Genomic DNA, 19,753 nt, shown 5'->3' with positions numbered 1-19,753 from the left:
GATGAGTATTTTTTTTATGTCCCCAGGGTTTGTATATGCTTCAACCTGGCTTTTCACAATCTTATTGTACTCACTTGGGCTGACGACTAATATCAGCTCACTCTCAAATGAGATGACTGTATTTTTATCCATTAATATCGTTCTGGGTTTGATTTTTGCACTTCCATTTGTCACACCTGGTAGTATTAATCGTGTTCGCCTTAATGACATTATGCCGTCCTGGCGAGCGACTAAAATATGGCTAATTATTTGGTGCTTTGCGATAATTCCAGATGTAATTGTGGCAGGTGGCATTCCGATGATTATGCAATTTAGAGGGGGGTATAATTACACTGAGTTCGGAATACCGACATATCATGGGATAGTTAATATGCTATTCCTTTTTATTTTCCCATCTCTGTATTATCATTTCCTTTTATCAAGGCGGAAAATGTTCCTCCTTATATTACTTTTAATGAGCATTTGGGAAATGCTGGTTTTCAGACGAGGGATCCTTATGTCTGGCCTCGTGGAAATATTCTTTTTATTCTTTATCTATAAAAAATTCACGAGAAAGATGTTTATTTATACAGTTCTTGCTGTTGTGACAATAGTGTTACTGTTCGGAGCTGTAGGTGATATTAGGGGAGCAGAAAACCCATATCAATATTTATTGTCACCCCAAGGACAATTCCTGGGAAGTCTGCCTTCTGGTTTTACATGGTTTTATGTTTATATTACTGCTGGGCTTGCTAACCTGGCATATAATTTTGCGCACATAGTTCCGGTATACGACTTCACAAGCTTCCAGGATCTTTTCCCTAGCGTTATCCGAAATCTAATTTACACTGATCTAGGCTTTCACGATACTATGGCATTGGTAGATGATAATGCCAATGTTTCAACAATGTTTGAAAAGTTAATGCCCGATCTTGGCATCGCGGGTTCACTTATTGTGGTCACTTGTTTATTGTTGCTTTTTAGTGTGGCCTATAAGAATTTATTAAGATCGTATCGTTATAGTCTTTTTCCTTACGCGATTGCGATGCAATGTGCGATATTTAGTGGTTTTTATAATTTGTTTTTTATCCAGACGTATTTCTTGCTTTTCATTGTAACTCTTGTCTTTGTGAGAATTAAAATAAATATTCGGAGTCAACCTCATGTTTGAGTTGGTAAAAGATGATGTACTGAGATATTACAATCTGACTGGGCGTAACAAATCAAAAGTATCTTTACTAGGAATAGTGTCAGCATTTTTTGGTATGAAGATGACTCCTGTTATATTATATCGCATGAGTCATTTCTGCTATAAAAAAAGAATTCCTGTTATAGGGAAAATCTTCTCGCTACTTAATTTTATTATTTTTGGTGTTGAGATCGCTTCCAATTGTGAAATTGGCGGTGGTTTTTTTATTCCGCACTCGCAAGGTGTCGTTATTGGTGCATCTAAAATTGGCGTTAATGCAACGATTTACCAACAGGTTACTCTTGGTGCGAAGAATGTAGATATCCCCTTTAATCACGCAAATCGTCCTGTTTTGGGTGATAATGTGGTGATTGCTTCAGGAGCGAAAGTTCTTGGTGGTATTCGAATTGGCGACAATGTTATTGTTGCTGCTAATGCTGTTGTAATGCAGTCCTGTGATGACAATGTACTACTTGTAGGCATTCCGGCGATTGTGAAGAAGAGTATTTGAAATGAAAGTGTTGTTTTTATGCCCACGCTTTTTTAATTATGAAAACGAAATATCAGATGGTTTGAGACGAGCCGGTGCCACCGTTGATTATTTCGATGAAAAGCCATTTAATAACGTATTTTTTAAAATATTACTCAGGCTTTGGAAAGAAAATAACTTTCTTAAACGCATTTCAGATGCGTATTTTGATAGGGTTTTGCTTCAAACTTCTGATGATTATGACTATGTCATTGTCCTCAAAGGTGAGTCTCTTAACAGAAAAAATCTACTTAAATTTAAAGAGAAATACAAGAATGCCACGTTTATTTACTATGCATGGGATTCTATTAAAAATTATCCCCATATACAGGAGTATTTAAACTTATTTGATCGGGTATTTACATTCGATGATAACGATGCGCGTGAGTATGATTTTATGAATCATCTACCATTATTTTACTCACCTGATTTCGTAAGCACTGCGAAAAAAAATGCATTACCGAATGTTAAGCCGAGCATTGCATTTCTGGGCACCGTTCATAGTGACAGATACAAACTGCTGGGCGCAATTTATAAAAAGTATAAAAATGAATATGATTTAAGATTTGTTCTTTATTTTCCATCAGTTGTTGTATTGGCGGGTTTTCTTGCCTCCAATATCAAAGATGTAATTAAGTTCAGACTTTTCAGTTTTACACTTCGCTCCAGGAATAAAAAGCAGATTGCAGCATTTTTCTCCGATGCTGATGCTGTTCTTGATATTCAGCATCCCCGTCAGACTGGTCTGACTATGAGAACAATAGAATGTTTGCCTCTAAAGAGGAAATTTATAACCACGAATTCCAGAGTTAAAAACTACGATTTTTATTCAGCGAAAAATTTTTATTTCATCAACCGTGAAAATATCTATATTGACTCTGCTTTTTTTAATGTCTCGTATGACGACACTTACTCAGATGAAATTTCGCGTTATAGTGTAGACTCTTGGATAAGCACATTGTGCTCAGCTGATATCAGTAAAGATGCAGTTTAATTCATAAATATCTAATCTAATTTAGCTTAAAGTATTGAGGTAGTAGAATGAAGGGTATTATTCTGGCAGGTGGTTCAGGAACTCGTTTGCACCCAATTACGCGTGGAGTCTCTAAACAGCTCTTGCCCATATATGATAAACCGATGGTTTATTATCCAATGTCGGTGCTTATGCTTGCGGGTATCCGAGACATTCTCTTAATCACAACGCCTGAGGATCTGCCATCATTTAAACGTTTGTTGGGCGATGGTAGTCGTTTCGGAATTAATTTATCCTATGAAATTCAACCGTCTCCTGATGGCCTCGCGCAGGCATTCATTATTGGTGAAGAGTTTATCGCTGGTGATAAATGTGCCCTGGTATTAGGCGATAATATTTTCTTCGGGCAGAGCTTTGGCAGGAAACTTGAATCGGTTGTTTCAGTCAATACAGGCGCTACTGTTTTTGGTTATCAGGTAATGGACCCTGAGCGGTTCGGCGTTGTTGAGTTTGATGAAAACTACAAAGCATTAAGTATAGAAGAAAAACCTGCGGCACCAAAATCCAACTGGGCGGTTACTGGTCTCTACTTTTATGATGAAAACGTGGTTGATATGGCTAAACATGTCAAGCCATCAGCTCGCGGTGAGCTTGAAATTACTACCCTTAATGAGATGTACCTGGAGCAGGGAAATCTTCAGGTAGAATTGCTTGGCCGTGGCTTTGCATGGCTCGATACCGGTACCCATGATAGTCTAATCGAAGCATCACAATTTATTCATACGATTGAGAAGCGACAGGGCTTTAAAATTGCCTGCCTTGAGGAAATTGCTTACCGCAATGGTTGGCTCACTGTGGATGAAGTTCTGACCTACGGGAATGAGATGAGCAAGACCAATTACGGTCAATATTTGATTAATTTAATTAAGAATAGCAAATAGCGATTACAGAAATATCATAATATTATATGTTTTATGGCTATCAGGTTATAATTATCTAATATGAAAGCAAAATATTTTTTCTTTACCTCTGTATTTTTGTTACCCCCTGCATTTTCTGACGAAAAACAGCAATGCGATTTCCTCTGGGGCACTGCATCCTCCTCATATCAAGTTGAGGGTGGTTGGAATGAAGGTGGAAAGGGCCATTCAAATTGGGATTACTTTACCCATAATGAAGTGACCAAATATATTATTGGTACCGCTGAAAATGGCGATGTCGCGGCTAATCAAATTTCACGTGATGTTTATCTGAAAGATATACAACTCATGAAGGAATTAGGAGTAAATTCATACCGCTTCTCCATTTCCTGGTCTCGAATAATGCCAGATGGAGTTACAGTAAATCAGAAGGGGTTGGCTTATTATAATCAACTGATTGCTGATTTAAAAGATGCCAATATTGAGCCTGTCATTACACTTTACCACTGGGATATGCCACTAGCGCTGTATGAAAAAGGTAGTTGGTCTAATCCTGAATCACCTGTCTGGTTCGAAAAATATGCTGAAGTAATTTTTAAAAACTTTGGTAATAAAGCTCATGATTTCATCACCTTTAATGAGCCTGAAGGTTATGTTTTTACTCTGGAACCTCTTGCTGAGAATCTCATTGCAAAAAAAACGGACGGATATCGTGACGTTTTGTCTGCAGCTTCACGCGGAAAGCAAGCGGTAGCACTGCATAATCTTTTGATTGCGAATGCGTTAGTGGTACGTAATTACCATAAGGCGAAATATGATGGTCGCGTTGGTATTGCTTTAAACTTATCTCCATGCATCGACAGTGGTCAACCAAACAGTCCTACTGAACAGTTATGTAACGATCTCCATAATAACTGGATCCTGGATGCGCTTTATAAGGGGAAATATCCAGATACAGTATTGAAAATGTATCAGTCTGCATATCCTCAATTCAAGCCTACCTCTCAGGATATGCAACTTATTACCCAAGGCAAACCAGATTTTATCGGCGTAAATTATTATGGCCCTACGTTGGTCAAGCATGATAAAACTGAAGCGTTTGAAATAGGGAATGTTCCTAATCCTGATAAAAAACCCTCTGTCAACGGTCCGGTTTATCCAGAAGCACTGGTTACGATGATGGAAAAGATCGATGCTAAATACGCCCATCCTACCTTTATTATTACTGAGAATGGGGCTGGTTTTGGTCCAGATGATGAAAAACTTAAAGACGGCGTCATTTCTGATAAGTTGAGAGCCGACTATCTCGTTAGACATGTGTCTGCAATTATGGAAGCAAAAAAGGATGGCCTGGATATCCAGGGCTATCTTTTCTGGAGTTTACTCGATAATTTCGAATGGCTCTGGGGCTACAAAAATAGGTTTGGCATAATTGGTGTTGATTTTGAAGATAAGACATTAAGACGAACGCCAAAGTTAAGTTATTATAATTATCAAGAAATCATTAAAGAATATAAAAATAAAAACTCATGTGTCTCATCGACGAAAAAATAATCGCACGTTAAAGCCTTGCTTTTGGTATGGCTTAAATGGATTAATGACCATAAATACCTACCTCTGCTCTCGTTTTCTGAGTTAAGATAATTCAATATTATATCCGCCGGGAAGTACCCGGCGGGACCACACCTGACAGGAGTATGTAATGTCCAAGCAACAGATCGGCGTTGTCGGTATGGCAGTGATGGGGCGCAACCTGGCGCTCAACATCGAAAGCCGTGGTTATACCGTCTCCGTTTTCAACCGCTCCCGTGATAAGACCGAAGAAGTGATTGCCGAAAACCCGGGCAAAAAACTGGTTCCGTTCTATACGGTGAAAGAATTTGTTGAGTCCCTGGAAACGCCTCGTCGTATCCTGTTAATGGTGAAAGCGGGCGCGGGTACTGATGCAGCTATCGACTCCCTGAAGCCTTACCTCGAAAAAGGTGACATCATCATTGATGGCGGTAACACCTTCTTCCAGGACACCATTCGTCGTAACCGTGAGCTTTCTGCTGAAGGTTTCAACTTCATCGGTACCGGTGTTTCCGGTGGTGAAGAGGGCGCACTGAAAGGCCCATCTATCATGCCTGGTGGTCAGAAAGAGGCATACGAACTGGTTGCGCCAATCTTGACCAAAATCGCTGCTGTTGCGGAAGATGGCGAGCCGTGTGTGACCTATATTGGTCCAGACGGTGCAGGCCATTACGTGAAGATGGTTCACAATGGCATCGAATACGGCGACATGCAGCTGATCGCGGAGGCTTACTCTCTGCTGAAAGGCGGCCTGAAACTCTCTAACGAAGAGCTGGCAGAAACCTTTACCGAGTGGAACAAAGGCGAACTGAACAGCTACCTCATTGACATCACCAAAGATATCTTCACTAAGAAAGATGAAGAGGGTAAATACCTGGTCGATGTGATCCTGGATGAAGCAGCGAACAAAGGCACCGGTAAATGGACCAGCCAGAGTTCTCTGGATCTGGGTGAACCGCTGTCTCTGATCACCGAATCCGTATTTGCGCGTTACATCTCTTCCCTGAAGGAGCAGCGCGTTGCGGCATCCAAAGTGCTGTCTGGCCCACAGGCTAAACCCGCGGGTGACAAAGCTGAATTCGTCGAGAAAGTTCGCCGCGCTCTGTACCTGGGTAAAATCGTCTCCTACGCGCAGGGCTTCTCTCAGCTGCGTGCCGCGTCAGACGAGAACAACTGGGATCTGAACTACGGTGAGATCGCGAAGATCTTCCGCGCAGGTTGCATCATTCGTGCACAATTCCTGCAGAAAATCACCGATGCTTATGCGGAAAACGCGGGTATTGCTAACCTTCTGCTGGCGCCATACTTCAAGAAGATTGCCGACGAATACCAGCAGGCGCTGCGTGACGTTGTGGCCTACGCTGTGCAGAACGGTATTCCTGTTCCGACCTTCTCCGCAGCAGTGGCGTACTACGACAGCTACCGTGCTGCCGTTCTGCCTGCGAACCTGATTCAGGCACAGCGCGACTATTTTGGTGCGCATACCTATAAGCGTACTGATAAAGAAGGTGTATTCCATACCGAATGGATGGAATAAGTTAAATAACGCGTTGTAATTAAGGCCCGGAGCTCGTCTCCGGGTTTTTTTTACGCAAAATTTGGCTCGCGATACTCGAAGTAGTCTGAATGTCATCCTGCGAGCAGGGATTACTCCTGGTTTGCCTTGACAGTTCTGTTGGCCAGGAGGTACAAAGCCCAACAGTCAGGTTTATCGCGATGGTCAGGCGGCCATCAGTACAGTTAACTCACAGAAGTCATTAGCGAATGAAAATAACAATCTCCGGAACAGGCTATGTCGGTCTCTCAAACGGCATTCTGATTGCCCAGAACCATGAAGTGGTTGCGCTGGACATCGTACAGTCCAAAGTGGATATGCTGAATCAGAAGAAATCGCCGATTGTAGACAAAGAAATCCAGGATTACCTTTCGAACAAACCGCTGAATTTCCGTGCTACCACCGATAAAGACGATGCTTATCGTGATGCGGACTTTGTCATCATTGCGACCCCAACAGACTACGATCCAAAAACCAACTATTTCAACACTTCGACGGTTGAAGCGGTGATCAAAGACGTTATCGCGATTAACCCGAATGCAGTGATGATCATTAAGTCGACCATTCCGGTCGGTTTCACTAAATCAATCAAAGAAGAGTTGGGTATTGATAATGTCTTCTTCTCGCCAGAGTTTCTGCGCGAGGGCAGGGCGTTATACGATAACCTGCACCCATCCCGTATCGTGATCGGTGAGCGCTCTGAGCGTGCGGAGCGTTTTGCTGCTCTCCTTCAGGAAGGCGCAATCAAGAAAGATATCCCGGTGCTGTTTACCGATTCCACTGAAGCCGAAGCGATCAAGCTGTTCGCGAATACCTACCTGGCAATGCGCGTGGCTTACTTCAACGAGCTGGACAGCTATGCCGAGAGTCTGGGCCTGAACACCCGTCAGATCATCGAAGGTGTTTGCCTTGACCCGCGTATCGGTAACCATTACAACAACCCGTCGTTTGGTTACGGCGGCTATTGCCTGCCTAAAGATACGAAACAGTTGCTGGCGAACTATCAGGCTGTGCCAAACAATTTGATTTCAGCGATTGTTGATGCAAACCGTACGCGTAAAGACTTCATTTCTGATTCCATTCTCGCGCGTCAGCCGAAAGTGGTGGGTGTATATCGCCTGATCATGAAGAGCGGTTCTGATAACTTCCGCGCCTCTTCCATTCAGGGGATCATGAAGCGTATTAAGGCCAAAGGCGTTCAGGTAATTATTTATGAGCCAGCGATGCAGGAGGATGAATTCTTCCATTCTCGTGTGATTCGTGACTTGGATGCGTTCAAGCAGGAAGCGGATGTGATTATCTCTAACCGTATGGCGGAAGAACTGGCCGACGTGGCGGATAAAGTGTATACCCGCGATTTGTTTGGTAGCGACTGAGTCTCTGCTTAAGGGGCATAAAAAAACCGGCCAAGTGCCGGTTTTTTTTGTTTTTATACTTTGTAGAAGTCGCGATACCAGTCAACAAAATTCTTCACGCCTTTTTTAACGGAAGTCTGCGGTTTGAAGCCAATAACCTCATACAGCGCTTTAGTATCTGCGCTGGTTTCTAGTACGTCACCCGGCTGGATTGGCATCATATTCTTCTCTGCCTCTGTCCCGAGCGCCTCTTCAAGAGCCGTAATGTAATCCATCAGTTCAACCGGAGAGCTGTTTCCGATGTTATAGACGCGATAAGGCGCAGAGCTGGTTGCCGGTGAACCGGTTTCAACGGTCCAGTTTGCATCGGCCTGAGGGATAACATCCTGCAGACGGATAATGGCTTCGGCGATATCATCAATGTAAGTGAAGTCGCGCTTCATCTTACCGTAGTTGTAGACATCAATGCTTTTGCCTTCAATCATCGCTTTGGTGAATTTAAACAGCGCCATATCCGGACGACCCCACGGACCGTACACGGTAAAGAAACGCAGGCCCGTCGTGGGCAGGTTGTACAGGTGGGAATAGGTATGCGACATCAGTTCATTGGCTTTTTTGGTCGCGGCATAAAGTGAGACAGGGTGATCGACCGAATCGTCAGTCGAAAAAGGCATCTTGCGATTCAGACCGTAAACGGAGCTGGAAGATGCATACAGAAGATGTTGTACCTTGTGATGGCGACAGCCTTCCAGCACGTTGAGGTGCCCTACCAGGTTGGCATCTGCATAGGCGTGAGGGTTTTCAAGCGAGTAGCGTACACCTGCCTGTGCGGCCAGGTGGATGACGCGATCAAATTTCTCACGGGCGAACAGTGTGGCCATGCCTTCACGGTCGGCCAGGTCCAGCTTGTGGAAGGCGAAACTGTCAGATGTCAGCAGATCCAGACGTGCCAGCTTAAGATTGACATCATAGTAGTCATTCAGGTTATCAATACCGACGACCTGATGACCGGCATCCAGGAGCCGTTTGCTGACATTTGCGCCGATAAAGCCTGCTGCACCCGTTACCAGAAATTTCATATCTTCCCTCATAAACATGTGTTCTTACTGATGCCATCACGCATCACATTGCGTCTATCATAGCGCGGCGGATGCCAGTTACATAACCCATCTTTCCGATTTAACTCATCGGATTCTTATAGAAAAATCTGTAGCAACAGATACACTATGCAAACACAATTGTTTTTGCCCTTTTTCATCTGTTAGGGATTGTATGACGCAGAACAACTATAGCCAGGTCAACCGAAGCAATGACCCGGAGCAAATTGATTTAATTGATTTAGTGTTGCAAGTATGGCGTGGGAAGTGGACTGTGGTAGCTTTTGTCGCTCTGTTTGTCGTGCTTGCGGGTGTTTATATTACGGTTGCAAAAGAGAAATGGACATCATCCGCCATCATCGCTCAACCTGATGCGGCTCAGATTGCTACTTACTCAAATGCATTAAATATCCTTTATGGCAGCGCAGCCCCTGCTATGCTCGATATCCAAACGCGAGCAATTGGACGTTTTAATTCCTCATTCTCAGCCTTAGCACAGGCTCTGGGAAATCAGGAACAACCTGAGAAACTGTCCATCGGGCCTACAGTCAAAAATCAAGAATTGCCCCTGACTGTGACTTATGTCGCGGAGTCCGCTGAAGCTGCTCAAAAGCAACTAGCACAGTACATCCAGCAGGTTGATGAGCAAACTGCAAAAGAACTTTCCGTTGATCTTAAAGACAATATCAAAGAGCAGATTAAAACCCTGAACGACTCTCTAGAGAACCAGGAGAAGGTCGCTCAAGAGCAAAAAGATCTGCGCATTAAACAGATTACGGAAGCGCTGAAGAACGCAGAGGCAGCGAAAATCACCTCTCCGCAAATTCAGCAAACTCAGGACGTGACGCAGGAAACTATGTTCCTGCTTGGCAGCGAAGCGCTGAAGTCAATGATTGAAAACGAAGCGTCTCGTCCGTTGGTGTTCTCAGGTGCGTACTATCAAACTAAGCAAAATTTGCTGGATATCGAAAAACTGAATGTCAACCCTGACACAATCCACGTATATCGCTATGTTATGAAACCGGATCTTCCAGTCCGACGTGACAGCCCGAAAAAGGCAATTATTTTAACTTTGGCAGTCCTGCTTGGCGGGATTATTGGTTCGGGTGTGGTTCTCGGCCGCAACGCATTGCGGAACTACAAACCAAAAGCGTGATTCTCATCAGATAAAAAAACCGGGGACATTCCCCGGTTTTTTTATTTATGTCTCTTACGTAGATTCTCAATCACCGCCGTCAAATCAAGCTCCTGATCCTGCAGCAGCACCAGCAGGTGATACATCAAATCCGACGCCTCGTTCGTCAGCTCCTCGCGGTCATGCACGGTCGCGGCCAGCGCTGTCTCAACGCCTTCTTCCCCCACCTTTTGCGCGATACGTTTGGTTCCGCTGGCGTAGAGTTTCGCCGTATACGAACTTTCAGGATCCGCCGTTTTACGCTCAGCGAGTAACTGTTCCAGCTGATACAGGAACAGCCACTGGTGGCTTGCGTCGCCGAAGCAGCTGCTGGTGCCCTTGTGGCAGGTTGGGCCGATCGGATTCGCCAGTACCAGAAGCGTATCGTTATCGCAGTCCGGCGTAATGCTGACTACATTCAGGAAATGGCCAGAGGTTTCCCCTTTGGTCCACAAGCGTTGTTTGGTACGCGAGAAAAAGGTGACCTTGCCGCTGTCGATGGTTTTGGTTAGTGCATCCTGGTTCATATATCCCAGCATCAGCACTTCACCTGAGACGGCATGCTGTACAACCACCGGCAGTAATCCGTCAGTTTTTTCCCAGTCCAGTTGTGCCTGTTGTTGCTCTGTTAACATACCCTGATCTCCACGCCCTGGTCGGCCAGGTACGTTTTTAACTCACCAATATTGATAATCTGTTTGTGGAACACAGAGGCCGCCAGCGCGCCGTCAACGTTTGCATCGCGGAAGGCTTCAAGGAAGTGTTCCATGGTGCCTGCACCGCCGGAAGCAATCAGCGGTACGTGGCAGACCGCGCGGACTTTTTTCAGCTGCTCAAGGTCATAGCCGTTACGCACGCCGTCCTGGTTCATCATGTTCAGCACAATTTCGCCTGCGCCACGTTTCTGGACTTCCTGCACCCAGTCCAGCGTCTCCCATTGGGTTACACGGGTCCGGCTTTCATCGCCGGTGTACTGGTTGACATGGTATTTACCCGTTGCGGCGTCATACCAGGTGTCAATCCCCACGACAATACACTGTACCCCAAAGCGATCGGCCAGACGGGTAATCAGCTCCGGGTCTGCCAAAGCAGGGGAGTTAATGGAAATCTTATCGGCACCAAAGGAGAGGATTTTTGCCGCGTCTTCCGCAGATTTAATCCCACCTGCCACGCAGAAGGGAATATCAATCACTTCTGCCACGCGCGCCACCCAGCTTTTATCCACGACGCGGCCATCGCTGGAGGCGGTGATATCGTAAAATACCAGTTCATCTGCGCCTTCTTCAGCGTAGCGTTTTGCCAGCGGGACGATATCGCCAATGATTTCGTGGTTGCGGAACTGCACGCCTTTCACTACCTGGCCGTCACGTACGTCCAGGCAAGGGATTATCCGTTTTGCCAGCATTGAATCGCCTCCGTCACAGTAAATTTACCTTCCAGCAGGGCCCGGCCCACAATCACGCCCTGTACACCCGTTCCGCGCAGCGCGGCAATATCAGCGATATCACCAATACCCCCCGATGACTGGAAGGCCACCTGCGGATAACGCGCACAGACTTCTTGGTATAAAGAAACGTTAGAGCCTGCCAGCGTGCCGTCGCGGGAGATATCGGTGCACAGCACGTGCTTCAGGCCAACGGGCAGATACCTCTCGACCAGCTCTTCCAGCGTCACCCCGGAATTTTCCTGCCAGCCGCTGACTGCAACCTGCTTGTTACCCTGTTCGTCGATACGAACATCCAGCGCCAGCACCAGCGCGTCAGCGCCAAAGCGGCGGAACCAGGCTTTAACCTTTTCAGGATCGTTAACGGCAGTCGAGCCGACGACCACCCGCGCCACGCCAGCGTCCAGCAGCGCCGCAACGTCATCTTCCGTACGCACGCCACCGCCTACCTGGACCGGCACATCTACGCCGGCCACCAGTTTTTTAAGAAGTGGGATTTGACGTTTTGTCGGATCTTTTGCGCCAGTCAAATCCACCAGGTGCAGCACCTGCGCGCCCTGGGCAGCATAATCCTGCAGACGTGGCAAGGGGTCGTTACCGTAGTCGCGTTGCTGCCCGTAATCGCCCTGATGGAGACGGACAACCGTGCCGTCGATTAAATCTAAAGCGGGAATAATCATTACATCTCCAGGAAGTTTTTCAGCAACTGTGCGCCTGCGGCACCCGAACGTTCCGGGTGAAACTGCACGCCGAAGAAGTTATCTTTCTGCACCGCCGCGGTAAATGCTTCGCCGTAATTGCACTGGGCAATGGTGTACGGATTTACCGGCATGGCGTAGCTGTGCACGAAGTAAAAATAGGCCCCGTCTTCAATGCCGCGAAACAGTCTGTCACCGGCTTTGGCATAAACACGGTTCCAGCCCATGTGCGGCAGAGGCAGACCGTGATCGGTCATTTTCGGCACGTCTTCGTCAATAATCCCGAGCAGATCAACGCCGTTGCTCTCTTCACTGCGTCGGCCCAAGAGCTGCATGCCGAGACAAATTCCCAGCACCGGTTGAGTACAGGCTTTGATGAGACTCACCAGCTCGCGCTCGTGGATCTGATCCATCGCCGCCTGCGCTGTCCCTACGCCGGGCAGAAAAAGCTTATCGGCGCGCAGTACGACGTCAGGGTCGCGACTCACGTCCGGCGCATAGCCGTGACGGGCAATTGCCGATTTTACGGAGTTCAGGTTGGCGCATCCGGTATCCAGAATCACCACATTCATTACAGCACTCCTTTCGATGAGGGCAGGGCGTCACCTTCCACACGAATCGCCTGGCGGAGGGTACGGCCAAAGGCTTTGAACAGGCTTTCCACGCGGTGGTGGTCGTTCTTGCCCTTGGTCTTGAGGTGCAACGTCAGGCCCATGGTGTAGGACAATGAACGGAAGAAGTGTTCAACCATTTCGGTGCTGAGGTCGCCCACGCGCTGGTAGGTGAAATCCGCTTTGTATTCCAGGTGTGGGCGCCCGGAGATATCCATTGCGCAGCGCGCCAGGCACTCGTCCATCGGCAGCACAAAACCAAAACGGTTGATGCCGCGTTTGTCGCCGAGTGCCAGCTTCAGCGCTTCACCCAGCGCCAGGCCGGTATCTTCCACGGTGTGGTGATCGTCGATATACAAATCGCCTTTCACGGCGATCTCCATGCGGAAACCACCATGGGTCGCGATCTGGTCCAGCATATGGTCAAAGAAACCCACACCGGTGTGGATCTTGCTGCCGCCTTCACGATCCAACCAGACCTTAACGTCGATTTGCGTCTCTTTGGTGTTGCGCTCAACGTGCGAGTAGCGGTCACGCTGGGTCAACTGCTCACCAATTTTTGCCCAGTTAAGGGTGGAACGGTCATAGCGCAGCCCGGAGATACCCATGTTCTCCGCCAGTGTAATATCGGTCATGCGATCGCCAATGACATAGCTATTGGCTTTATCCAGCACGTCATCCGTCAGGTAGCGTTCGACCAGCTTTACCTTCGGCTTGCGGCAGTCACATTCATCGGCAGGCAGGTGTGGGCAGATCAGCACCTCATCAAATTCAACGCCCTGAGACGTCAGCACCTGCATCATCAGGTTATGCGGGCCGTCAAAATCCGCCTGCGGGAAACTGTCGGTACCTAGCCCGTCCTGGTTAGTGATCATCACCAGCTTATAGCCGGCTTTCTGCAGCTTGAGCAGCACCGGGATTACATCGGGTTCAAAAGCCAGTTTGTCGAAACGATCGACCTGAAAATCGGTTGGCGGCTCCGAAATAAGGGTACCGTCACGATCGATAAAGAGGGTCTTCTGGCTCATACTTTCTCCGCTTTCAGGGCGTCAATCACGCGCTGACTCTCTGCACGGGTGCCTACGGTAATACGCAAACAGCCGCTTAAGGATGGTTGTTTATTTTGGTCTCGTAAGATAATGCCCTGATCCCATAAAGATTTAAATACGGCACTCGACGCGGTAAAGCGTACCAGGATGTAGTTGGTTTCAGAGTCGAATACCTGCTCCACGCAGGGAATATCTTTCAGGGCAGTGACCAGATACTGCCGTTCTTCAAGGATTTGTGCCACGCGTTCGCGCATCGCCTTGATCCCCTGAGGGGCCAAAGCCTGCGCCGCAATGTCGGCAACCGGCGTAGAGAGTGGATATGGCGCAATCACTTTCATCAGCAGGTCGATGACTTCTTTATTGGCCAGCGTAAAGCCGCAGCGCAGGCCAGCGAGAGCGAAAGCTTTTGACAGCGTACGCAGTACAACCAGGTGCGGGTACTCCTCGAGCCAGCCTGTCAGCGTCGCCTGCGGGCAGAACTCAATATAGGCTTCGTCAGCCACCACCAGCGCTTTACCGCGCGTCATCTCCAGCAGGGTTCGAATGTCCTGCGGGTTGATAATCTGCCCGGTCGGGTTATTTGGACTGCAGACGAACACCACTTTCACGCCGTCAAGATTGTCGGCAATCCCCTGCAGATCGAGCTGCCAGTCTTCCAGCGAAAGCACGTTACGGCACGCCACGCCAAAAGTTTCTGCGCTGACGCTGTACATTCCGTAGGTTGGCTGGCAGTACATCACCGCGTCTTTACCCGGTTCGCAGAAGGCTCGGATCAGCAGTTCAATGCCTTCATCTGCACCCCGGCTGACCAGCACCTGCTCAGGCTTTACGCCTGCGTACCGGGCGTAATTTTCGATAACCGCTTTCGGCTGGCATTCCGGATAGCGGTTCAGCGTTTGCTGCGATAGCTCGAACTGTACGGCCGTCGGGTATTCGTTAGCGTTCAGCCAGACATCACCGTTGCCACCCAGACGACGAGCAGACTGATAAGGCGTCAGGCGACGGACATTTTCGCGGGCTAATTCTTCAATGCTCATGCTTGCTCCTTCAGGGCTGCAACGCGCAGCGTAACGGCGTTTTTGTGGGCGGTCAGACGTTCGGCGGCGGCCAGGGTCTCAATGGTGGAGGCCAGAGAGGCAAACCCCTCGCGGGACAGCTCCTGTACGGTCATGCGTTTCTGGAAATCCGCCAGCCCGAGGCTCGAACAGGTTGATGTATAGCCGTAGGTTGGCAGAACGTGGTTGGTGCCGGAAGCGTAATCGCCGGCGGATTCCGGTGACCAGTCGCCAAGGAAGACCGAACCTGCGCTGGTAATGCTGTCAACCAGATCGCGCGCATTGCGGGTCTGGATAATCAGGTGTTCCGGGCCGTACTGGTTGGAGATGGCAATGCACTGCGCCAGATCGCGCGCCACAATCAGGCGGCTTGCTGAGAGTGCCTGGCGTGCCGTGTCGGCGCGCGGCAGGTCGGCAAGCTGACGTTCAACGGCTTCACCCACGCGTTTTGCCATATCCGCATCCGGCGTCAGCAAAATAACCTGTGAGTCCGGGCCATGTTCTGCCTGGGATAACAGATCGGAGGCGACGAAGTCCGGCGTTGCACCGCTGTCGGCAATCACCAGCACCTCAGAAGGACCGGCAGGCATATCAATCGCGGCACCGTCCAGACGCTGGCTGACCTGACGCTTTGCTTCGGTCACATACGCGTTGCCCGGGCCAAAAATTTTATCCACTTTAGGAATGGATTCGGTACCAAACGCCAGCGCGGAAATTGCCTGTGCACCCCCCACTTTATACACCGCCTGTACGCCACACAGTTTTGCCGCATAGAGAATTTCATCGGCAATCGGAGGCGGCGAGCACAGTACTACTTTCTGACAACCGGCGATGCGTGCCGGGGTTGCCAGCATTAATACGGTAGAGAACAGCGGGGCGGAACCACCGGGGATGTAAAGCCCCACCGACGCAACCGGACGCGTGACCTGCTGGCAGCGTACGCCGGGCACGGTTTCCACATCGACCGCCTGCAATATCTGCGCGGTGTGGAAGGTATCAATGTTTTTCACCGCGACGGCCATCGCCTGTTTGATCTCGTCACCGAGGCGGCTTTCCGCGTCCGTGATTTCCTGTTCAGTTACCTTTAAAGCGTCAACCTCGGTTTTATCAAATTTTGCGCTGTATTCCCGCAGCGCATTGTCGCCACGGGCTTTGACGTTATCAAGGATCTCGGCCACGGTGCGGGTAATGCTTTCTGAGGCGGAAATCGCCGGACGCATCAGCAGCGCGCGCTGTTGTTCTTGCGAACAATCGTTCCAGTTGATGATTGTGTTAAAGCTCATGGCCATCACTCCATCATCTTCTCAATTGGCAGCACCAGAATTGAGCTTGCGCCCAGCGCTTTCAGTTTTTCCATGGTTTCCCAGAACAGGGTTTCGCTACTGACCATGTGCATGGCGACGCGCTGCTGGTCACCGGCCAGAGGCAGGATGGTCGGGCGCTCTGCGCCTGGCAGTAGGGCAATGACCTCATCAAGACGTTCGGTTGGCGCGTGCATCATGATGTATTTCGATTCACGGGCCTGAATCACGCCCTGAATACGGGTCAGCAGTTTGTCGATCAGCTGTTGTTTCGCATCGGCCATTTCGCCGTCGCGCTGGATAAGGCACGCTTTGGAGCGGTAAATCACTTCCACTTCGCGCAGACCGTTCGCTTCCAGCGTGGCGCCCGTAGAGACGAGGTCACAGATGGCGTCAGCCAGACCCGCGCGCGGTGCCACCTCAACAGAGCCGTTCAGCAGGCAGGATTTAAACTGCACGCCTTTCTGATCCAGGTAACGTTTTAACAGGTGAGGGTAGGAGGTGGCGATACGCTTGCCGTTCAGCGCGGCCGGGCCGTCCCAGGCTTCATCGACAGGCGTGGCCAGCGACAGGCGGCAGCCGCCGAAGTCCAGACGACGCAGGGTAAAATAGCGTGGATCTTCACCCTGGGCACGGCGGGTCAGGAGCTCTTCTTCCAGCACGTTTTCACCGATGATGCCGAGGTCAACAACGCCATCCATCACGAGGCCGGGAATATCGTCATCACGCACGCGCAGAATGTCGATGGGCATATTTTCAGCCAGGGCAATCAGGCGCTGGGTGTGCAGGTTGATTTTAATCCCGCAGCGGGCGAGCAGTTCGCGTGAATCATCACTCAAACGGCCTGATTTTTGAATAGCTATGCGTAAACGTGAGTTATCTAACATTCTGTTTTCCTCGTTAACCTGTTTTAACCTGTCTGAATTTGGTCCAAAAAAAAAGCCCCCGGAAGAAGATCTTCCGGGGGCTTTTTCATGCGTTCATGCACCACTGGAAGATCCAAACGTCTTCCAGCACACATCGCCTGAAAGACTAGTCAGGATGATGGTGATGATGGTGGTGTTTAAATTGAACGCGTGTCATAAAATTCTCGATGAATGCTTATTCATTTGATGTCTTTTAACCTAAACCAGTTGTATGACTGATTGCAAGGGCTTTTTTTGATCATTAATTCATTTCATATTGACGCTATGAATTGTGTGTTCTGTCGGGCTGGCGTAGCCTTAAGAAAGACGAGTAAAAGTCAGGAGAATTCGCATGAAAAAGGTCGCGATTGTCGGTTTAGGTTGGCTGGGAATGCCGCTGGCGATGTCATTGGCCGCAAAAGGCTGGCAGGTGACCGGAAGCAAAACCACGGCGGATGGGGTAGAAGCGGCGCGCATGTGCGGTATTGACGGCGTCGAGCTGCGTCTGGAACCTGAACTGGTGTGTGATGCTGACGATCTGGATACGCTGATGAACGTTGATGCGCTGGTGATTACGTTACCGGCACGGCGCAGTGGCCCGGGCGAATCATTTTATCTGCAGGCGATGCAGGAGATTGTCGACAGCGCGCTGGCGCATCACGTCCCACGCATTATTTTTACCAGCTCAACCTCGGTCTACGGCGATGTTGACGGCGTGGTGAAAGAGACCTCTGAGCGTCATCCCGTTACCGCGAGCGGTAAAGTGCTGAAAGAGCTGGAAGACTGGCTGCATCATCTTCCCGGCACCCAGGTCGATATCGTACGGCTGGCAGGTCTTGTTGGCCCCGGGCGACATCCAGGGCGCTTCTTCGCGGGAAAATCCGCGCCAGACGGACAACATGGCGTCAATCTTGTGCATCTTGATGACGTAATTGCCGCAATAGAACTACTCTTACAGGCTCCAAAAGGTGGGCACATCTATAATATATGTGCGCCTTCTCATCCAGCGCGTAGCACGTTTTACCCGCTGATGGCACGCCAGCTGGGTCTGGTTCCGCCTGTTTTTGGTGAAGCAAAGGACGAAAGTAAAGGCAAAATTGTTGATGGCAATCGCATTTGTCATGAGCTGGGGTTTGAGTATCAATATCCCGATCCGCTGGTGATGCCGATGGAATAAGTTTCTCAGCGGAAACGATCGCACACCGGAAGGGGGCGAACATGAAACCGCTGCTGGATGTTCTTATTATTCTGGATGCACTGGAAAAAGAGGGGAGCTTTGCCGCTGCTTCGGCAAAGCTCTTCAAAACCCCGTCGGCGCTGAGCTATACCGTTCATAAACTGGAAAGCGATCTTAATATCCAGATCCTCGATCGCTCTGGTCACCGCGCCCGTTTTACCCGTACCGGGCAGATGCTGCTGGAGAAGGGGCGCGACGTCCTGCATACCGTTCGCGAACTGGAAAAACAGGCCGTCAAACTGCACCAGGGATGGGAGAACGAACTGGTCATCGGCGTTGATGATACTTTTCCGTTTTCTCTTCTGACGCCGCTGATTGAGGCGTTCTATCAGCACCACAGCGTAACCCGGTTAATCTTCATTAATGGCGTGCTGGGCGATTCATGGGATGCCTTAACTCAGGGCAGGGCAGATATTTTTGTCGGTGCGCTGCATGAACCGCCCCAGTTAAGCGATTTCGGTTTCGCCCGGCTGGGTGTGCTGGAGCAGGTTTTCGCCGTCGCGCCACACCATCCGCTCGCGCAGGAGCCGGAACCCCTTAACCGGCGCACGATTAAAGGCTACCGCGCCATTGTGGTCGGTGACAGCTCGCGTCCCGACTGTGCGGCCTCCACGCAGTTGCTTGATGAGCAGGAGGCGATCACGGTGTTCGACTATAAAACCAAGCTAGAGCTGCAAATCAGTGGCCTGGGGTGCGGCTATTTACCCCGCTATCTGGCGCAGCGGTTTTTAGACAGCGGTGCGCTTGTTGAAAAACAGGTGCTTGCACAAAGCAGCAATGAATCGGTGTGGGTCGGCTGGAATGAACAAACTGCGGGGCTGGCAAGCGCCTGGTGGCGGGACGAAATTTTAGCAAATAGTGCTATTGCTGCCGTTTACTCGCAAAGCAGCGTCGAGAAATCAGCCAGTTAGAAAAAAGAAAATCGCCCCGGGCGTTGCAAAGTATTGCCTTTTGTATCCGATGTGAGGCAAAATGCGCCGCTGCAACCAAATGAATAATCGACGATATAAAAGGCGTCGGTTATTTTTTTTTGCACGTATGAAACGAAACTAAAAACCAAGAGGCCGGGCTTCGTACCGGATAGATATTTACTAAAATCCGACAGTTGTT

General features: G+C 49.1%; 20 protein-coding genes and 1 other annotated feature. Of the genes, 10 read left to right on the top strand and 10 right to left on the bottom strand.

The annotated features are described in order from the left end of the window. The first annotated feature begins 1 nt into the window (after position 1). The 7 genes from BH714_RS10865 (at position 2) to ugd (ending at position 8,093) form a co-directional block, all read left to right on the top strand. Entirely contained in the window at positions 2-1,150 is a 1,149-nt protein-coding gene (locus BH714_RS10865; RefSeq protein ID WP_032678516.1) for an O-antigen polymerase, read from the top strand. Further along, positions 1,143-1,679 (top strand): serine O-acetyltransferase, encoded by a 537-nt coding sequence (locus BH714_RS10860; RefSeq protein ID WP_032678515.1) that lies wholly within the window; start codon positions 1,143-1,145, stop codon positions 1,677-1,679. The genes BH714_RS10865 and BH714_RS10860 overlap by 8 nt, the downstream gene beginning before the upstream one ends. A gap of 1 nt (position 1,680) precedes the next feature. Beyond that, entirely contained in the window at positions 1,681-2,691 is a 1,011-nt protein-coding gene (locus tag BH714_RS10855) for a WaaS/CpsH family glycosyltransferase (RefSeq protein ID WP_040017941.1), read from the top strand. Between the two features lie 47 nt (positions 2,692-2,738). Next, the gene (rfbA, locus tag BH714_RS10850) at positions 2,739-3,611 is read left to right on the top strand and encodes a glucose-1-phosphate thymidylyltransferase RfbA (RefSeq protein ID WP_040017940.1); all 873 of its coding nucleotides are present in this window, start codon (positions 2,739-2,741) and stop codon (positions 3,609-3,611) included. 60 nt (positions 3,612-3,671) lie between these two features. Then, positions 3,672-5,144 (top strand): glycoside hydrolase family 1 protein, encoded by a 1,473-nt coding sequence (locus BH714_RS10845; RefSeq protein WP_080765208.1) that lies wholly within the window; start codon positions 3,672-3,674, stop codon positions 5,142-5,144. 148 nt (positions 5,145-5,292) lie between these two features. Beyond that, positions 5,293-6,699 (top strand): NADP-dependent phosphogluconate dehydrogenase, encoded by a 1,407-nt coding sequence (gndA, locus tag BH714_RS10840; protein ID WP_040017938.1) that lies wholly within the window; start codon positions 5,293-5,295, stop codon positions 6,697-6,699. A gap of 227 nt (positions 6,700-6,926) precedes the next feature. After that, entirely contained in the window at positions 6,927-8,093 is a 1,167-nt protein-coding gene (gene ugd / locus BH714_RS10835) for a UDP-glucose 6-dehydrogenase (protein WP_040017937.1), read from the top strand. 53 nt (positions 8,094-8,146) lie between these two features. Here ugd and BH714_RS10830 read toward each other — a convergent pair whose 3' ends face one another. Beyond that, positions 8,147-9,151 (bottom strand): NAD-dependent epimerase, encoded by a 1,005-nt coding sequence (locus BH714_RS10830; protein WP_040017935.1) that lies wholly within the window; start codon positions 9,149-9,151, stop codon positions 8,147-8,149. Between the two features lie 193 nt (positions 9,152-9,344). Between BH714_RS10830 and wzzB the strand changes: the two genes are divergently transcribed. Continuing rightward, entirely contained in the window at positions 9,345-10,325 is a 981-nt protein-coding gene (gene wzzB, locus BH714_RS10825; protein ID WP_040017934.1) for an LPS O-antigen chain length determinant protein WzzB, read from the top strand. Positions 10,326-10,366: 41 nt separating this feature from the next. On the opposite strand, the gene hisIE is transcribed toward wzzB, so the two are convergent. From hisIE to hisL, 9 genes are all read right to left on the bottom strand, one after another. Beyond that, a complete protein-coding gene (gene hisIE, locus BH714_RS10820) occupies positions 10,367-10,978 on the bottom strand; it encodes a bifunctional phosphoribosyl-AMP cyclohydrolase/phosphoribosyl-ATP diphosphatase HisIE (protein WP_014170795.1) in 612 nt (203 codons plus the stop codon). Further along, positions 10,972-11,748 (bottom strand): imidazole glycerol phosphate synthase subunit HisF, encoded by a 777-nt coding sequence (gene hisF / locus BH714_RS10815; RefSeq protein WP_014170794.1) that lies wholly within the window; start codon positions 11,746-11,748, stop codon positions 10,972-10,974. The genes hisIE and hisF overlap by 7 nt, the downstream gene beginning before the upstream one ends. After that, the gene (hisA, locus tag BH714_RS10810) at positions 11,730-12,467 is read right to left on the bottom strand and encodes a 1-(5-phosphoribosyl)-5-[(5-phosphoribosylamino)methylideneamino]imidazole-4-carboxamide isomerase (RefSeq protein ID WP_032678506.1); all 738 of its coding nucleotides are present in this window, start codon (positions 12,465-12,467) and stop codon (positions 11,730-11,732) included. The genes hisF and hisA overlap by 19 nt, the downstream gene beginning before the upstream one ends. Then, complete coding sequence (gene hisH / locus BH714_RS10805; protein ID WP_020883288.1) at positions 12,467-13,057, bottom strand: imidazole glycerol phosphate synthase subunit HisH; 591 nt, start codon at positions 13,055-13,057, stop codon at positions 12,467-12,469. Before hisH ends, hisA begins: the two co-directional genes overlap by 1 nt. Continuing rightward, on the bottom strand, positions 13,057-14,124 hold the full coding sequence (gene hisB / locus BH714_RS10800) for a bifunctional histidinol-phosphatase/imidazoleglycerol-phosphate dehydratase HisB (RefSeq protein ID WP_040017933.1): 1,068 nt from the start codon (positions 14,122-14,124) through the stop codon (positions 13,057-13,059). Before hisB ends, hisH begins: the two co-directional genes overlap by 1 nt. After that, the gene (gene hisC / locus BH714_RS10795) at positions 14,121-15,182 is read right to left on the bottom strand and encodes a histidinol-phosphate transaminase (protein WP_040017932.1); all 1,062 of its coding nucleotides are present in this window, start codon (positions 15,180-15,182) and stop codon (positions 14,121-14,123) included. The genes hisB and hisC overlap by 4 nt, the downstream gene beginning before the upstream one ends. After that, entirely contained in the window at positions 15,179-16,483 is a 1,305-nt protein-coding gene (hisD, locus tag BH714_RS10790; protein ID WP_040019050.1) for a histidinol dehydrogenase, read from the bottom strand. The genes hisC and hisD overlap by 4 nt, the downstream gene beginning before the upstream one ends. Before the next feature lie 5 nt (positions 16,484-16,488). After that, a complete protein-coding gene (hisG, locus tag BH714_RS10785; RefSeq protein ID WP_000886595.1) occupies positions 16,489-17,388 on the bottom strand; it encodes an ATP phosphoribosyltransferase in 900 nt (299 codons plus the stop codon). A gap of 46 nt (positions 17,389-17,434) precedes the next feature. Beyond that, positions 17,435-17,558, bottom strand: a sequence feature (His leader region). Then, positions 17,534-17,584 (bottom strand): his operon leader peptide, encoded by a 51-nt coding sequence (hisL, locus tag BH714_RS24070; RefSeq protein WP_001364200.1) that lies wholly within the window; start codon positions 17,582-17,584, stop codon positions 17,534-17,536. Its footprint overlaps the feature before it by 25 nt. Before the next feature lie 174 nt (positions 17,585-17,758). Between hisL and BH714_RS10780 the strand changes: the two genes are divergently transcribed. Beyond that, a complete protein-coding gene (locus BH714_RS10780) occupies positions 17,759-18,583 on the top strand; it encodes an SDR family oxidoreductase (protein ID WP_014170788.1) in 825 nt (274 codons plus the stop codon). Between the two features lie 41 nt (positions 18,584-18,624). Further along, positions 18,625-19,554: a LysR substrate-binding domain-containing protein gene (locus BH714_RS10775; protein ID WP_014170787.1), complete on the top strand. Its 930-nt coding sequence runs from the start codon at positions 18,625-18,627 to the stop codon at positions 19,552-19,554. Positions 19,555-19,753: the final 199 nt, after the last annotated feature.

It is taken from the genome of Enterobacter ludwigii, from assembly GCF_001750725.1.
GTDB classification, from domain to species: Bacteria; Pseudomonadota; Gammaproteobacteria; order Enterobacterales; family Enterobacteriaceae; genus Enterobacter; species Enterobacter ludwigii.
Note: the sequence above shows the minus strand (reverse complement) of the source record. Positions and strands in the feature narration are given on the sequence as shown.

Excerpts from the sequence above, each read along its gene's own strand:
- hisC (WP_040017932.1), bottom strand. The coding sequence starts at position 15,182 with ATGAGCATTGAAGAATTAGCCCGCGAAAATGTCCGTCGCCTGACGCCT.
- BH714_RS10845 (WP_080765208.1), top strand. The coding sequence starts at position 3,672 with ATGAAAGCAAAATATTTTTTCTTTACCTCTGTATTTTTGTTACCCCCT.
- hisH (WP_020883288.1), bottom strand. The coding sequence starts at position 13,057 with ATGAATGTGGTGATTCTGGATACCGGATGCGCCAACCTGAACTCCGTA.
- rfbA (WP_040017940.1), top strand. The coding sequence starts at position 2,739 with ATGAAGGGTATTATTCTGGCAGGTGGTTCAGGAACTCGTTTGCACCCA.
- BH714_RS10780 (WP_014170788.1), top strand. The coding sequence starts at position 17,759 with ATGAAAAAGGTCGCGATTGTCGGTTTAGGTTGGCTGGGAATGCCGCTG.
- wzzB (WP_040017934.1), top strand. The coding sequence starts at position 9,345 with ATGACGCAGAACAACTATAGCCAGGTCAACCGAAGCAATGACCCGGAG.
- ugd (WP_040017937.1), top strand. The coding sequence starts at position 6,927 with ATGAAAATAACAATCTCCGGAACAGGCTATGTCGGTCTCTCAAACGGC.
- hisB (WP_040017933.1), bottom strand. The coding sequence starts at position 14,124 with ATGAGCCAGAAGACCCTCTTTATCGATCGTGACGGTACCCTTATTTCG.
- BH714_RS10855 (WP_040017941.1), top strand. The coding sequence starts at position 1,681 with ATGAAAGTGTTGTTTTTATGCCCACGCTTTTTTAATTATGAAAACGAA.
- gndA (WP_040017938.1), top strand. The coding sequence starts at position 5,293 with ATGTCCAAGCAACAGATCGGCGTTGTCGGTATGGCAGTGATGGGGCGC.
- BH714_RS10865 (WP_032678516.1), top strand. The coding sequence starts at position 2 with ATGAGTATTTTTTTTATGTCCCCAGGGTTTGTATATGCTTCAACCTGG.
- hisF (WP_014170794.1), bottom strand. The coding sequence starts at position 11,748 with ATGCTGGCAAAACGGATAATCCCTTGCCTGGACGTACGTGACGGCCAG.
- BH714_RS10860 (WP_032678515.1), top strand. The coding sequence starts at position 1,143 with ATGTTTGAGTTGGTAAAAGATGATGTACTGAGATATTACAATCTGACT.
- BH714_RS10830 (WP_040017935.1), bottom strand. The coding sequence starts at position 9,151 with ATGAAATTTCTGGTAACGGGTGCAGCAGGCTTTATCGGCGCAAATGTC.
- hisIE (WP_014170795.1), bottom strand. The coding sequence starts at position 10,978 with ATGTTAACAGAGCAACAACAGGCACAACTGGACTGGGAAAAAACTGAC.
- hisA (WP_032678506.1), bottom strand. The coding sequence starts at position 12,467 with ATGATTATTCCCGCTTTAGATTTAATCGACGGCACGGTTGTCCGTCTC.
- hisG (WP_000886595.1), bottom strand. The coding sequence starts at position 17,388 with ATGTTAGATAACTCACGTTTACGCATAGCTATTCAAAAATCAGGCCGT.
- BH714_RS10775 (WP_014170787.1), top strand. The coding sequence starts at position 18,625 with ATGAAACCGCTGCTGGATGTTCTTATTATTCTGGATGCACTGGAAAAA.
- hisD (WP_040019050.1), bottom strand. The coding sequence starts at position 16,483 with ATGAGCTTTAACACAATCATCAACTGGAACGATTGTTCGCAAGAACAA.